The organism is Agrobacterium sp. MA01 (genome assembly GCF_009650195.1).
Classification (GTDB): Bacteria; Pseudomonadota; Alphaproteobacteria; order Rhizobiales; family Rhizobiaceae; genus Allorhizobium.
The window spans coordinates 1312372-1326779 of sequence record NZ_CP045854.1 but is presented as its reverse complement, the minus strand read 5'-3'; the positions used below and the strand labels follow the sequence as shown (position 1 = coordinate 1326779).

Below are 14408 nucleotides of genomic sequence, written 5' to 3'. Positions count from 1 at the left end.
ATCATTTTCGAAAGGGAGACGTCCAATGACGCAGACACGATCAATCACCCTCTTCTACTCACCCCAGACCCGTGCCACCGGTGCGCGCGTGTTACTCGAGGAACTGAAGGTGCCTTACGATCTGCATGTGCTGAACATGAAGACGGGCGAGCAGCGCCAGCCCGCCTATCTCGCGATCAACCCGCTCGGCAAGGTGCCGGCGGTGCGAGTCGGCGATACGTTGGTTACCGAACAGGGCGCAATCTACCTCTATCTCGCTGATCTCTACCCCGAAGCGGGGCTTGCCCCTGCCCTCACGGACCCGGATCGCGGCGCTTATCTGCGCTGGCTCTTCATCTATGGCAGTTGCTTTGAGCCGGCAGTCGTCGATCGCGTCATGAAGCGCGAGCCGGGATCGATGAACGAGACCCCCTATGCCAGCTACGAGTCGCTGATCGACATACTAGAGGAGGCGCTCAAGACGGGCCCCTACCTGCTCGGCGAGCGCTTCACGGCAGCGGATCTGCTCTGGGGGATCGCGCTGCGCTGGACGACGATGTTCGGCCTCGTCGAGGCGCGCCCGGCGTTTCAGGCCTATATGGCCCGCATCGACGGTCGCGCGAGTGTTCACAAGGTGTCGGCCGAAGATGTCGCCATGGCTGCCGAACACGAGGCGGCAGCGGCCAGGCTTAAGGCCGCAAGCTAAAGCCGGATCACATAGTCCTTGCGAGTCGTTTCAAGCACTTCCCAGGTTCCCTTGAAGCCGGGTCTGAGGATCAGGCGGTCGCCTGCCTTCAAGTGAACAGGCTCGCCGCCTTCCTCGGTGACAACAGAGTGGCCTTCGAGAATGTGGAAGTACTCCCATTCATCGTAGACGATCCGCCACTTGCCGGGCGTCGACTGCCAAATACCGGCATAGATGCCACCGTCGGCTTCCTCGATGTTCCAGGTGGTGAAGCGTGGGTCGCCTGAAATCAGGCGATCGGCGGCGGGAGCGCCCTCTTCCGGCGTGACGGTGGAGGGATCGAATGGCAGTGACAGGCTCATCATAGTCTCCAGGGAAACGAGCGGCGGTGTTGTGCACCGCCGCTCAAAGGACAGATCAGGCCGAGGCCAGCGCCTGCTCAAGATCGGCGATGATGTCTTCGGCGTCCTCGATGCCGATGGACAAGCGGACGACGTCAGGCCCGGCACCGGCTGCGACCTGCTGGGCTTCGGAGAGCTGCGCATGGGTCGTCGACGCCGGATGGATGATCAGCGAGCGGGTGTCGCCGATGTTGGCCAGGTGGGAGAAGAGCTTCAAGCCACCGACCAGCGCTTTGCCGGCCTCGAGCCCGCCCTTGATGCCGAAGGTGAAGACGGATCCTGCGCCCTTCGGCGAGTAACGTTTCTGCAGCGCATTGTTCGGATCGTCGGCCAAGCCGGCATAATTGACCCAGGCGACCTTCGGGTGGCTCTTCAGCCAGGTCGCAACCTTCATGGCGTTATCGCAGTGGCGTTGCATTCTGAGCGGCAGGGTTTCGATGCCGGTCAGGAGCAGGAAGGCGTTCATCGGGGCGATTGCGGGCCCAAGATCTCGCAGGCCAAGGACACGGCAGGCGATCGCGAAGGCGAAATTGCCGAAGGTCTGGTGCAGGACGACGCCGTTATATTCCGGGCGTGGCTCAGACAGCATCGGATACTTGCCGGGTTTTGCAGACCAGTCGAAGGTGCCGCCATCGACGATGACGCCGCCCATCGAATTGCCGTGGCCGCCGAGGAATTTGGTGACGGAATGCACGATGATGTCGGCACCGTGTTCCAGCGGGCGGATCAGGTAGGGGCTCGCCATGGTGTTGTCGACGATCAGCGGCAGACCGTGGCGATGGGCGACCTCGGCGATGGCTTCGATATCGACGAAGGTGCCGCCGGGATTGGCCAAGCTTTCGATGTAGACGGCCTTGGTCTTGTCATCGATCTGGGCGGCAAAGCTCTCGGGGTCAGCAGGGTCTGCCCAGCGCACCTGCCAGCCGAAATTCTTGAAGGCATGGCCGAACTGGTTGATCGAGCCACCATAGAGCTTCTTCGCCGCAACGAAGTTGTCGCCGGGCTGCATAAGCGAGTGGAAGATCAGGAGCTGGGCCGCGTGACCTGAGGCCACAGCGAGTGCTGCCGTGCCGCCCTCTAGGGCTGCGATCCGCTCTTCCAGAACGCCCTGGGTGGGGTTCATGATGCGGGTGTAGATATTGCCGAACTCCTTGAGGGCAAAGAGATTTGCGGCATGATCGCTGTCGTTGAAGACGTAAGCCGTGGTCTGGTAGATCGGCGTGATCCGCGCGCCCGTGGTGGGGTCCGGCTGGGCGCCGGCATGGATTGCGAGCGTGGCGAAACCCGGATTGTTCTCCGACATTATTTGGTCCTCCCTATGTGACTTCGGGCCGGATCATAATCAGTCGCCGCCCGATGTCAGCCCGGATTATTCCAAAGTGCGGGGGTGATCGGGAAATTCATACTTGATCGAGGTCAATGCGGTCGTCCGTCGTGCTGGCATGCTCTTCGCAGTTAAAGGAGAGACGCATGACACTCACGATCGCCGATCCGGTCCGCCACACCGTGCAGCAAATCCTCTCCTGGTTCGCCCAGGGTTTCGAAACCGCCAATGAAGGCAACATGCTTGCCGCCTTATCCGATGCCGAAGTCGATGCGCTCGCAGACGACTGCGGCATCAGCAGCCATCAGTTGCTTGCGCTCGTGAAGGCAGGCCCGCATGCCGCCGACGAAATGCCGGCGATGATGCGGGCCTTGAACATCGATCCGGCAGAGGTGGAGTACCGCATGCGTCGCCTGTTCCGCGACATGCAGGTGACCTGTGCGCAGTGTTCATCCAAGGATACCTGCCGGGCGCACCTGCACCAGGGCAAGGCCGAGCAAACCTTTGTCGACTATTGCGGCAATGCCGATACGCTGAACGCGCTGCGCGCCAATCCGGACTTGCTGGTCGGCGCCTAACGCGTCAGAGCCCGAGCCTGGGGATTTCGATCGCCGGGCAGCGGTCCATGACCACGCGGATGCCAGCCTCTTCGGCCGGCTTGACGGCTTCATCGTCGCGGACCGTAAGCTGACCCCAGATGACCTTGGGCCGGTTCGGCAAGGCAAGCGTTTCTGCGACCACCTCGCCCAGGTATTCCGGTGCCCGAAAGACGTCGACCATATCGATCGGTTCAGCAATGTCAGACATTGTGGCGTAGACGGTCTGGCCGAGAATTTCCTTGCCAGCCTGGCCCGGATTGATCGGATACACCGTGTAGCCCTTCGACAGAAGGAAACGCATGACGCCGAAGCTCGGTCGATCCGGCTTTGGAGACGCGCCGAGCAACGCGATCGTTCGAACGCTTCCGAGGATGTCCCGCAGGTCATCCGCGCTGTAGTGATCGTGATCGGCCATGTCTGTCTCCTCATCTCGCTAGATCAGGATTAAATGGTGTGGCCGCCGTCGACAACAAGGCGGAACCGCCCTGCCCGGCCACACGTTGATCTGCCGTCTCAAGGAGGACCGCCATGCGCCCGACACAGCTTGCCATTACAACTATCGCAGCCCTGCTGCTTGCCGAGCCGGCACTCGCGATTTCGCGCTACAACTCCACTGCGCTCACCTGCGACCAGGTCCGGCAGCGCGTCTTGAACGAAGGCGCGGTCATTCTGCGCTACCCATCGACGCGCGTGAAAGGCATGACGCTCTACGACCGCTATGTCACTCGCAGCGCCATGTGCGATCCACATGAATATGCCGAGCGTGCCTATGTGCCGACACGCGATACCGCCCGGTGCCCGGTGCTCAACTGCCAGGACTACGATCCAGAGACGCGTCGTTTCGGCTTTGGAAAACCGATCATCCGCTTCTGAATCGCCTGAGCGTATTAGGCTGCATGACCTTGCGCCGAGCCCGGATGCAGCCGCTCATAGACAAGCGGGTATTCGGAGACCAGCGCGCGGTTCATGACCATGCTGATGCCTGCTGCCTCTGCCTTTTCGGCCGCCGCATCATCCCGAATGCCGAGCTGACACCAGATCGCGAAGGGCCGGGGCGACATTGCCAGAACCTCGTCGACGATGCCCGGCAGGCATTCCGTGCGGCGGAAGACATCGACGAGATGAACCGGTTCCGGAATCTCCGCCAGCGATCCGTAGACCTGCTGCCCGAGGATGCGCTCGCCGCGATGCAGCGGATTGACGGGGAAGACGTGATAGCCCTTGCCAAGCAGAAAGCCGGAGATCCAGTGACTGGGGCGCTTGTCATCCGGCGAGGCGCCGACGACGGCCACGTTCTTGGCCGTCGCAAGGATATCGGCAAGGTAGCTGTTGAGGTAGGTGTCGTGGTTCATGGACGTTCCTCCCGGCCCGCAAAGGCCCTTGGTTTACCCGTCCATCTTGTCCCAATCTCACTCTAGCGCGGACCGCTTAACGAGCGCGTATCCATATCGGTCAAATGCGAGCGATCATTCCGGAAGGATGACATGTCCGTGTTCATCCTGCGGGAAGAAGGGGTTGAAGGCGATCTCCCACAAATGACCATCGGGATCGGCGACGTAACCGGAGTAACCACCCCAGAAGACTTTCTCCGGCGACTTGACCAGCCTTGCCCCGCAGGACACGGCAAACTTCACGACGGCATCGACGCCGATCTCGCTCGAGACATTGTAGGCGAGCGTGACGCCGGAAAAGCCCGGGGGCGTGTCCGAGACATGCGCATCTTCCGCCAGGCTGGCGCGCGAAAACAGACCAAGGGCCGTGCCCTTCAGCTGGATGAAGGTCACCTGGTCGTTGGACGCGGCGGATTTTGTCCAGCCCAACCTCGCATAAAACTCGGTGCTGCGAGCGACGTCGGCGACGCCGAGCGTGATGAGCGAAATTCGGCGTTCGAGCGACATGGCGATCTCCGTTGACGACCCCAGCCGGTACGTTCGGTTTATGTTTTCATTATGTTCATGTGCATATTAGCAAAATCATGGGTTGCGCTGGACAATTATGACACGTCCGTTCCATTTGCCTGCTTCGCTGGAATGCGGAATTCCGCCTTTTCCGGCCGATTAGCGCGGTCATGGAGTCTGATGCCGACAGCGATCGACATACGGTAAAATAACACCACACTATCAAGTCATTGTTTTACCTTCGGTTTCTCCGAAACCGCCGAGCTGCCGCGATCTTGACCTCCAGCGGCACTCCCTCTATACCCCTCCTCGGAATGCGGCCCTTCGGGACCGCCTTCTTTTTTGCGTCGAAAACGGCGCGAAACAAGCAACAAGAAACGCCTGTCGCTCCCACAATTGGGAAACACAGGATCACACTGAAAGAGACCTCAATGTCTACCTTCGTTCAGAAGCCTGCAGAGGTGGAGAAGAAGTGGATCCTCATCGACGCCGAAGGGCTCGTTGTCGGCCGCCTCGCCACCATCATCGCCATGCACCTGCGTGGCAAGCACAAGGCCACCTACACCCCCCATGTTGACGACGGCGACAACGTCATCGTCATCAATGCCGAAAAGGTCGTCTTCACCGGCAAGAAGTATGCCGACAAGAAGTACTACTGGCACACCGGTTATCCGGGCGGCATCAAGGAGCGTACGGCTCGCCAGATCATCGAAGGCCGCTTCCCGGAGCGCGTTCTCGAGAAGGCCGTCGAGCGCATGATCCCGCGTGGCCCGCTCGGTCGTCGCCAGATGAAGAACCTGCGCGTCTATCCTGGCACGAACCACCCGCATGAAGCTCAGCAGCCCGTCGCTCTCGACGTTGCCAAGCTGAACGCCAAGAACACAAGGAGCGCCTAAGTATGGCCGATCTTTCTTCCCTGAAGGACCTTGCCCCGGCACAGGACGCAGCTCCGGCTCACGTCCGCAAGGTCGACTCGCTGGGTCGCTCCTACGCCACCGGCAAGCGTAAGAACGCCGTTGCCCGCGTATGGGTCAAGCCGGGCACCGGCAAGATCACCATCAACGGCCGCGAGTTCTCCACCTACTTCGCACGCCCGGTCCTGCAGATGATCCTGCAGCAGCCGATCGTCGCAGTGGCCCGTGACGGCCAGTTCGACATCATCGCGACTGTCGCCGGCGGCGGTCTCTCCGGCCAGGCCGGTGCCGTTCGTCACGGTCTCTCGAAGGCCCTCACTTACTTCGAACCGGGCCTGCGTCCGGTCCTGAAGAAGGGTGGCTTCCTGACCCGCGACAGCCGCGTCGTCGAGCGTAAGAAGTACGGCAAGGCGAAGGCCCGTCGTTCGTTCCAGTTCTCCAAGCGTTAATCGCTGGACAACCGGAAACGGAAATCAAGGCGGGGCTTCGGCTCCGCCTTTTTTCGTTCGCCTCGACCCGCGCAGCTGCTGCCGGAGATCGGGGCTTGACCGAGCAAGTCGACCAACTAACTTGATCAAATTTTCAGAGGGAGAAGAGCATCATGGCCAGCAAATCGATCGACAACGCGTTTACCGCAAAGACCCTGCGCGGTGCAGCGACCGATCCGACCTATGCGGGCGCGCTCTCCTTCATGCGCCGCAAGTATTCCAAGGACCTCACCGACGTCGATGCGGTCGTGCTCGGCATCCCTTTCGATGCCGCCGTCTCCAACCGGCCCGGCGCCCGTTTCGGGCCACAGGCAATCCGGCGCGCCTCGGCGATCTTCGACAATGATCCGCAATATCCCTTTGCGCGCGATCTCTTCGAGCAGATGGCCGTCATCGATTACGGCGACGTGCTTCTGGACTACGGCAATCATCAGAAGACCCCTGCCCTGATCGAGGACCAGGCGTCCGAGATCATCGCTTCGGGCGCCTACCTGCTTGGCCTTGGCGGCGACCACTTCGTCACCTGGCCACTTCTGAAAGCCCATGCCGCCAAACACGGACCGCTGGCGCTCGTGCATTTCGATGCCCATCAGGACACCTGGGACGATGACGGCCAGCGGATCGACCATGGTTCCTTCGTCTGCCGGGCCGTGCGCGAAGGCGTGATCGATCCGACGAAATCGATCCAGATCGGCATCCGCACGGAAGCGCCGGAGGATTTCGGCATCCGGATCATTCCAGGCTACGAGGTCGAGGACATGGGCGCGCAGGCCATCGCCGACGCGATCCTCTCGCATGTTGGCACGGCTCCGACCTATATGACCTTCGACATCGACTGCCTCGACCCGGCCTATGCTCCGGGCACGGGGACACCGGTCGCCGGCGGCCCCTCCTCCGCCAAGATGCTGTCGGTCCTGCGCAAGCTCGGGGCCCTCGACGTCCGGGGCTCCGACATCGTCGAGGTGGCGCCGGCCTATGACCATGCCGACATCACCGCAATTGCCGGTGCCACGGTTGCAATGTATATGCTGGGCCTGCGCGCCGAGAAACTCGCGACACGCGCCTGACACATTGATTCAACACACTCACAATCAGATTCCGCATTCTCATCCAAACCTCTGACAGGATTAGACAAATGGCAGCGAAGATCTTCATCGACGGCGAACACGGCACAACGGGCCTGCAGATCCGCACGCGCCTGGCCGACCGCCGCGATCTGGAGCTGCTGTCGATCCCCGAAGCGGAGCGGCGGAACGAGAAGATGCGTGAGGACATGCTGAACAGCGCCGACATCGCCATCCTCTGCCTGCCCGACGATGCGTCGAAGCAGGCCTATGAGATGACGGCAGCGAATAACAATGTCCGTTTGCTGGATGCCTCAACCGCATTTCGGGTGCATCCCGATTGGGCCTATGGCTTTGCCGAAATGGACAAGGCGCAGAAGGCGAAGATCCAATCGGCGCGCTATGTTTCCAATCCCGGCTGCTATCCGACCGGTGCGATCGGCCTCATCCGGCCGCTGCGCGCTGCCGGAATCCTGCCGGACGGCTATCCGATTTCTGTCAATGCCGTGTCGGGCTATACCGGCGGTGGCAAGCAGATGATTGCGCAGATGGAGGACAAGACCCATCCGGAGCATCTGGCGGCGAACAACTTCCTCTACGGCCTGACGCTCAAGCACAAGCATGTGCCGGAGATGCAGACCCATGGCCTGCTTGACCGCGCGCCGCTGTTTGCCCCCTCCGTCGGGCGATTTGCGCAGGGCATGATCGTCCAGGTGCCGCTCTTCCTGGAGGATCTCGCCGCAGGCACGACGGTGGAGAGCATCCATGCTGCACTCGTCGCCCATTATGCGGGCCAGGACATCGTCAGTGTGGTTCCGCTGGCGGACAGTGCCAAGCTGCCGCGCGTCGATGCAGAAGAACTGGTCGGACAGGACTCGATGAAGCTCTTCGTCTTCGGCACGCCCGGTGGTGTGCATGTGAACCTCGTGGCGCTGCTCGACAATCTCGGCAAGGGTGCGTCGGGGGCTGCCGTGCAGAACATGGATCTGATGCTGTCGGCGTGACCGGCCATCTTGATATCCCGCCAGGTCGGATATCCCGGCCTCGCGGGTCGACTCGTTCACAATTGCCGAACGAAATGTCGATCATCTGCCTCATTATCGATGACTATTCTCGGTGCTAGTGTCCTTGCGAAAGCGAGGCCACACTATGAGCAACCGTTTCCCCGTCTACTTCATTCCCCATGGTGGCGGCCCGTGGCCGTTCATGGAATTCCCGCGCGATACCGAAGGCAAGGCGCCCTGGGATGATCTTCGGGCCTTCCTCGAAGGCCTCGATGCGGAAATCGGGCGGCGGCCGAAGGCTGTGCTCGTGGTTTCAGGCCATTGGGAGAAGGAACCGGTGCCGACGGTGAGCACGGCTGCGAAGCCTGGCATGCTCTTCGACTATTACAATTTCCCGCCGCACACCTACGAACTCTCCTACCCTGCCCCGGGCTCGCCGGACCTTGCGGCCCGCGCGCGAGCGCTCCTGGCAGTGGCCGGGATCGAGAGCGCCGAGGATGCCACGCGCGGCTTCGATCATGGCGTCTTCATCCCGTTCATGCTGCTCTATCCGGATGCGGATGTGCCGCTGACGATGATCTCTCTCAAGAATACGCTGGATGTTGAAAGCCATGTGGCGATCGGCGAGGCGCTGGCGCCGTTGCGTGACGAAGACGTGCTGATCATCGCTTCGGGCATGAGCTATCACAACATGCGGATGTTCCGGCAGGCGGAACCAAATCATGTTGAGCAAGCGATCCGGTTTGACGACTGGCTGACGCAAGCGGTCTCCGCACCCGACAGCGCGCGGCGTTCAGAAGTGCTTGCGACCTGGGAGCAGAACCCGGATGCCCTGGCCTGCCATGTGCCGGACCACGATCACCTCGTGCCGCTGTTCGTCGCGTCAGGTGCAGCAGGCTCCGATGCTGGGCGGCAGGTCTTCCGGGGTGAATTTCTCGGAAAACCTTACTCCGCCTATCGCTTCGGCTGATCAGGCTCAGTCGCGGACTTCGACAACAACCGGCTTCGGGCGCTCGCCGTAGAAGGCACGCAAATGAGCGACCGCAAAGGCGAGCACCACCAGCGCCATGCCCTGATGGATGACACCGGCAGCCAGCGGCACCTGCATCACGAGCGTCGCGATGCCGATCACCGCCTGGATGCTGATGAGCACGAAAAGCACCACGCTGCGGCGGGCATGGGTGGTGTCGGGAGCCGCCCGCAGAGACTGGACCATGTAGGCGAGTGCCGCCGCCCACAGAACATAGGCGCCGATGCGATGGATATATTGCACCGTCTTGGGGTTTTCGAAGATGTTGATCCAGGCGGGAGACTGGACGAAGAGCCCCTGCGGCACCCAGGCGCCGTCCATCAGCGGCCAGGTGTTGTAGGTGAACCCGGCATCGAGACCCGCGACAAGCGCGCCGAGATAGATCTGGACGAAGGTCATGATGAGCAGAACGCCCGCGAAGAGACGGCTCTTTTCCGTCGGGACAGCATCGTCAGTATGCGGGTAAAGGCTGCGATAGATCCAGACACAGCTGGCGAAGATGAAACAGGCCATCATCAGGTGGACGGCCAGACGATACTGGCTGACGTCAGTCCGCTCGCTGAGACCCGAGGAAACCATCCACCAGCCGATGAAGCCCTGCAGGCCTCCGAGCGCCAGAAGCCCGACCAGCGGCGTGCGCAGGCTCGGCTCGATCTTGCCGCGCAGCCAGAAATAGGCGAGCGGCACGGCAAACAGCACGCCGATCAGGCGGGCGAGCAGACGATGTGCCCATTCCCACCAGAAGATGAACTTGAACTCGTCGAGGCTCATACCCTTGTTGATCTGCTGGTATTCCGGGATCTGACGATAAAGTTCGAGCTCCTCTTCCCACTCTGCGGCGGTCAGCGGCGGGATAACGCCATGGATAGGTTCCCACTTGGTGATCGACAGGCCTGAGTCGGTCAGGCGCGTTGCCCCGCCGACCAGCACGAGACAGAAAAGCGCAAAAATCACCACGCCAAGCCAGATTCGGACCGCCTTTCGGTCAGCATCCACGCGAGCGATTTCCTTGCGCACCTGCAACTCGGTTCCGGTCAATACTGCTGTCATTCGTCAATCCTCTTTTCGACCGTTGATTTGCATCAGTCAGCCGTGCAAAACAAGCCCGCCGGTTTGCGGCAAGCGGTCGCGTCGCGGAAGACGGCGACGTCGAGTAGGAATAAGGCATGACAAGGCGCCCGAAACTGAGATCCTTCATCGGTACGATCCTGATCATCCTGATCGTGTCGGTCTATGCCCTGCTCGCGACGACGATCGCGACGGCAACACTCGCGACCGCGCCCTGGTGGGCTCATCTGCTTTACTTCCTCCTGACCGGCCTGCTCTGGGTCATTCCCGCCATGCTCGTGATCAAGTGGATGGCCGGCCCCTTCAACAAGAAGGACGTGGATTAACTCCGCCTTTACCCTGGCACGGTGTCGGGCTGCCCATCTCCGAAACCGATAACCGTTTGTTGGCAGTGTCCGCCTAAGCTCCTGCGCGTCAGTGAAACCGGACAGGATAGGGTACATGCGGGCCCAGATACGCCATGATGCGATGGCATTTGCCGAAGATCTGCCAGATGACGGCGCCACCGTCGACCGCAGTCAAGCGACCCTCGACAGCCCCGCTGGACGGCTCTCGCTGACGGTCCATCAGCGCATGGCGCCGCTGGAACGGGTCTGGCGGCAGCTTGAGGCCGACCCCTGGAACTCCCTGCATCATGGCTATGACTGGTGCCGCGCCTGGGTCGAGACCCATGGCCATCCGCTTGCCATCGTCGAAGCACGCCTGAACGACGAGATCGCCTTCCTGCTGCCACTTGAGATCGAACGGCACTATCTCGTGCGCAATGCCCGCTTCATCGGATCCGCCTTCACGAACTTCAACAGCGGCCTGTTCAGCGCCGGCTTCCGGGCGATCGCGTCGACGCTTCCCGGCCCCGCGCTCGAAACACTGCTGGTCGAAGCGTTGCGTGACCACGCCGACCTGCTCAGCTTGACGAACATCCCCTTCGACTGGCGTGGCGAGCGGCATCCGCTTTCAGCTCTGCCGCATATCCGCAACCAGAACGCCTCCTTCCAACTGCCGCTGTGTGCGACCATGGAAGAGACGATTGCGTCGCTGAATGCCAAGAGCCGGCGCAAGAAGTATCGCGCACAGATCCGCAAGCTGGAAGCCGCAGGCGGCTTCGACCATATCCGCCCGACCAAGCTTGCCGAGCAGCAAGCCCTGCTCGAACGCTTCTTTCAGCAGAAGGCCGCCCGGTTTGCCTCAGGCGGCTTGCCGAACGTCTTCCAGCCTGCGGAGACGCAGACCTTCTTTCGGATGCTTCTCGAATTAGATCGCGGCGGAAGCGACGTGCCGCTCGAACTGCATGCCGTTCGCCTGAAGGGCGAGCATGACGGCAAGATCGCCGCCATCACCGGTCTCTCGCGCAAGGGCGACCACGTCATCTGTCAGTTCGGCTCAATCGACGACAGTCTGATGGCGGAGGCGAGCCCCGGCGAACTCCTGTTCTGGTTGGTCATCGAGCGCAGCGCCCTGAACGGTGCCGCCCTGTTCGACTTTGGCATTGGCGATCAGGACTACAAGCGTCGCTGGTGCTCCGTGCAAACCGTGCACCATGATGTGTTGCTGCCTCTGCGCCCTGCAGGTCACCTCGCGGCGATGACGCATCGCAGCCTCACCCGGACGAAAACCTTCATCAAGGGCAATCCGCATCTCTACACGCTCATCCAAAGGATGCGAGCCCAGAGCACGGCTGCGCCGACTGCCAAACCAGAGGATTGAGCGTTCCCGGCCCAGGGAACGGCCGATATCAGGCTGCGTCTCTCGCGTGGCGGCTTGGCGGCGTCTTCACCGAAAGCAGAACGAGATCCGAATAACCGACATCCTCGAAGGTAACCATGATCTCGGCAAGTTCGTCAGCCTTGGGGTCCGGGGCTGAGAGGATGATCTCGTGGCGGCCATTGCGGCTGAGACGGGCGACGCTTTCTGCATTCGCAGGACCGCATTCGACCAGAACCAGATCGTAGACGTCAGCGAGTGCATCGACGATCATGGAGAGACGGTCGGCGCCACGCATGGCCTGACGGATATCCGCATTGCCCTGCGGGACGATATCGGCCGTCGAGGAACGATCAGGATGGATGCAATCGGCAAAGGCGGCTTCGCCGGTCAACAGATCCGTGATTCCAGGAAGATCGCGCCAGGACGCCATCAAACGCGTCGGGCAGGCTGATCCCGTCATGTCGACGAGAACTATGCGCCTGCCGCGATCGGCCAGTTCGCGGGCGAGAGCGACCGTGCCGAGCGAGCCGTCATCGCCCGATGGCGAAATCGCAAAAGCGATCCGCGTTTCCTGCTCGACGAGAAAACTGGCCACGGATGCGATAGAGAACTCGTCATGCTCCTCGACAGTCTCAGCCGCAGGAATCTCGGCAGTGACGACCTGCTCCATCTCCTCGACCAGTTCGGCGTCCGGGGCAACATTCAAAAGGCTCGCGGGCGTATCGGCCGAACGCTCGGGCTTGCCCGGATCGGGAGCGGCTTCCTGACGCGGTAGCGCCTCTTCCTCACGACGGACCGCAACGGGAGCCACTGCCCCCGTGGGACGCAAGGCCCGACCGCTGAAAAGTTCGGCAAGCATCACGGCGACGGCCGCGAGAATCATGGTCGACAACGTGGCGACGATCGTAATCGGCAGAACCTTCGGGAAGTTCGGCTCCTGTGGCTCGATCGCGGTGGAAATCACACGCGCATCAGCAGGGCTCGAATCCTTGTCGAGGCGTGACGACGCCTCGCGGTAGCGGGCCAGATAGGTTTCGAGCAGCTGACGCTGGGCGGTCGCCTCGCGTTCCAGTGACTTCAAGCCGACTTCGTCCTCGCCGGCACGGGCCGTGTCAGCCTTCAAGGTATTCAGCTGGGCAAGCAGCTGTGTTTCGCGCTCACGAGCAACGGCGGCTTCATTTTCGAGGCCGGCCGCGACCTTCAGCGATTCGGCCTGTACCTGCTCGCGGATACCCGAAAGCTGGGCACGCAGGGCCTTCATCTGGGGATGACCATCGAGGAGGCGCGTGGAGAGATCGGAAATCTGGGCGCGCAGCTGCGATTCGGCGGCCCTCAGGCGCTGGATCGATTCCGAGCGGGCAACCGCATCCAGCGTTTCGGTCGACCTTCCAGCCTTGATGCTGGCACGCAGGTTTTCAGCGGTTGCTTCGGCATTCGCGCGTTCGCCACGGACCCGGGCGAGTTCCGTCGAGATATCGGAGAGCTGCTTGCTGCTGAACGAGCTCTGATCGGAGCCGAGTGACATCAAGCCCGCCGAGGAGCGATATTCCGCAACCTTCTGCTCGGCCTCGCGGACCTTTTCGCGCAGATTGGCGATCTCCGTCTCCAGCCAGCGGACGGCGTCGGAATTACTGTCGAGCTTGGCTCCGCTCTGCAAGGAGCGATAGACGTCCATCATCGTGTTCGGTACAGCCGCTGCGAGCTTCGGATCCTGCGACGTGAACTCGATCCCGATCACCCGCGACTTGTCGACCTGATAGACGGCGAGCTTTTCCTTGAAGGCGTTGATGACGCGCTCTTCGGGCGGCAGTTCCAGCGGGTTGCTCTTCAGTCCAAAGAGCACGAGGAAGTCGGTGACGACGGAGGGGCTGGAGTCCGGATCGAATTCGGTGCGCTCATGCAGCTTGAGGTCCCGGGCCACCTGCTTGATCAAATCAACGGACTGGAGCAGTTGCACCTGGCTTGCGATATTCAGTTCGTCGGGCAAAGGTTCGGCGATCGAGGACGAGGTTCCCGATGCCGAGAAGTTCGGCTCGCGCGGCTCGATCAGAAGTTTTGCATCGCCCTTGTAGGTGGGCGAGATCGCATTGGCACCAACGAAGGCCAGCACCCCGACAAGCGCAGTCGCGGCCAGGATCCTCCCCTTTCGCTCCCACACGGCGCGAAAGAGCTGGGCGAGGTCGATATCGACATCATGTTGATCGCGGTCCACACTCGGCATCACAGACTCCCGGAACATCTTGCCCGCGA

At 61.6% G+C, this 14408-nt stretch carries 17 protein-coding genes; 10 read left to right on the top strand and 7 right to left on the bottom strand.

What is annotated here, in order from left to right; all coding sequences use genetic code 11:
- The first annotated feature begins 25 nt into the window (after positions 1-25).
- Complete coding sequence (locus GH983_RS06435; RefSeq protein WP_153761965.1) at positions 26-685, top strand: glutathione S-transferase family protein; 660 nt, start codon at positions 26-28, stop codon at positions 683-685.
- Here the strand turns inward: GH983_RS06435 and GH983_RS06430 are convergent.
- Together GH983_RS06430 and GH983_RS06425 are read right to left on the bottom strand one after the other, a co-directional pair.
- Complete coding sequence (locus GH983_RS06430) at positions 682-1026, bottom strand: cupin domain-containing protein (protein ID WP_054150603.1); 345 nt, start codon at positions 1024-1026, stop codon at positions 682-684. The genes GH983_RS06435 and GH983_RS06430 overlap by 4 nt on opposite strands.
- 55 nt (positions 1027-1081) lie before the next feature.
- Positions 1082-2368 carry an O-acetylhomoserine aminocarboxypropyltransferase gene (locus GH983_RS06425; RefSeq protein ID WP_153761964.1) on the bottom strand — a complete coding sequence of 429 codons (1287 nt, stop codon included), beginning with the start codon at positions 2366-2368 and terminating at the stop codon, positions 1082-1084.
- Between the two features lie 167 nt (positions 2369-2535).
- Between GH983_RS06425 and GH983_RS06420 the strand changes: the two genes are divergently transcribed.
- A complete protein-coding gene (locus tag GH983_RS06420; protein WP_153761963.1) occupies positions 2536-2967 on the top strand; it encodes a DUF6455 family protein in 432 nt (143 codons plus the stop codon).
- Between the two features lie 4 nt (positions 2968-2971).
- Here GH983_RS06420 and GH983_RS06415 read toward each other — a convergent pair whose 3' ends face one another.
- Positions 2972-3403, bottom strand: coding sequence for a CoA-binding protein (locus GH983_RS06415; protein WP_069041653.1), 432 nt, complete (start codon positions 3401-3403; stop codon positions 2972-2974).
- A gap of 113 nt (positions 3404-3516) precedes the next feature.
- On the opposite strand from GH983_RS06415, the gene GH983_RS06410 reads away from it, so the two are divergent.
- Positions 3517-3861 carry a hypothetical protein gene (locus GH983_RS06410; RefSeq protein ID WP_153761962.1) on the top strand — a complete coding sequence of 115 codons (345 nt, stop codon included), beginning with the start codon at positions 3517-3519 and terminating at the stop codon, positions 3859-3861.
- 14 nt (positions 3862-3875) lie between these two features.
- Here GH983_RS06410 and GH983_RS06405 read toward each other — a convergent pair whose 3' ends face one another.
- Complete coding sequence (locus GH983_RS06405; RefSeq protein WP_054150598.1) at positions 3876-4340, bottom strand: CoA-binding protein; 465 nt, start codon at positions 4338-4340, stop codon at positions 3876-3878.
- 114 nt (positions 4341-4454) lie between these two features.
- Positions 4455-4886 carry a VOC family protein gene (locus tag GH983_RS06400; protein ID WP_153761961.1) on the bottom strand — a complete coding sequence of 144 codons (432 nt, stop codon included), beginning with the start codon at positions 4884-4886 and terminating at the stop codon, positions 4455-4457.
- Positions 4887-5317: 431 nt separating this feature from the next.
- On the opposite strand from GH983_RS06400, the gene rplM reads away from it, so the two are divergent.
- The 5 genes from rplM (at position 5318) to GH983_RS06375 (ending at position 9326) form a co-directional block, all read left to right on the top strand.
- Positions 5318-5782 carry a 50S ribosomal protein L13 gene (gene rplM, locus GH983_RS06395; protein ID WP_054150596.1) on the top strand — a complete coding sequence of 155 codons (465 nt, stop codon included), beginning with the start codon at positions 5318-5320 and terminating at the stop codon, positions 5780-5782.
- Positions 5783-5784: 2 nt separating this feature from the next.
- Positions 5785-6249 carry a 30S ribosomal protein S9 gene (gene rpsI / locus GH983_RS06390; RefSeq protein ID WP_054150595.1) on the top strand — a complete coding sequence of 155 codons (465 nt, stop codon included), beginning with the start codon at positions 5785-5787 and terminating at the stop codon, positions 6247-6249.
- Positions 6250-6401: 152 nt separating this feature from the next.
- Positions 6402-7355 carry an agmatinase gene (gene speB / locus GH983_RS06385; protein WP_069041656.1) on the top strand — a complete coding sequence of 318 codons (954 nt, stop codon included), beginning with the start codon at positions 6402-6404 and terminating at the stop codon, positions 7353-7355.
- A 68-nt stretch (positions 7356-7423) separates the two neighbouring features.
- Positions 7424-8356, top strand: coding sequence for an N-acetyl-gamma-glutamyl-phosphate reductase (gene argC / locus GH983_RS06380; RefSeq protein WP_069041657.1), 933 nt, complete (start codon positions 7424-7426; stop codon positions 8354-8356).
- A gap of 145 nt (positions 8357-8501) precedes the next feature.
- A complete protein-coding gene (locus GH983_RS06375) occupies positions 8502-9326 on the top strand; it encodes a class III extradiol ring-cleavage dioxygenase (RefSeq protein ID WP_153761960.1) in 825 nt (274 codons plus the stop codon).
- Positions 9327-9332: 6 nt separating this feature from the next.
- On the opposite strand, the gene GH983_RS06370 is transcribed toward GH983_RS06375, so the two are convergent.
- Positions 9333-10436, bottom strand: coding sequence for a COX15/CtaA family protein (locus GH983_RS06370; protein WP_153761959.1), 1104 nt, complete (start codon positions 10434-10436; stop codon positions 9333-9335).
- A gap of 116 nt (positions 10437-10552) precedes the next feature.
- On the opposite strand from GH983_RS06370, the gene GH983_RS06365 reads away from it, so the two are divergent.
- Together GH983_RS06365 and GH983_RS06360 are read left to right on the top strand one after the other, a co-directional pair.
- Positions 10553-10780, top strand: a complete 228-nt coding sequence (locus GH983_RS06365) for a DUF2842 domain-containing protein (RefSeq protein ID WP_153761958.1) — start codon at positions 10553-10555, stop codon at positions 10778-10780.
- A 115-nt stretch (positions 10781-10895) separates the two neighbouring features.
- Positions 10896-12158: a GNAT family N-acetyltransferase gene (locus GH983_RS06360; protein WP_153761957.1), complete on the top strand. Its 1263-nt coding sequence runs from the start codon at positions 10896-10898 to the stop codon at positions 12156-12158.
- A 28-nt stretch (positions 12159-12186) separates the two neighbouring features.
- Here GH983_RS06360 and GH983_RS06355 read toward each other — a convergent pair whose 3' ends face one another.
- The gene (locus GH983_RS06355) at positions 12187-14379 is read right to left on the bottom strand and encodes a GumC family protein (protein WP_153761956.1); all 2193 of its coding nucleotides are present in this window, start codon (positions 14377-14379) and stop codon (positions 12187-12189) included.
- Positions 14380-14408: the final 29 nt, after the last annotated feature.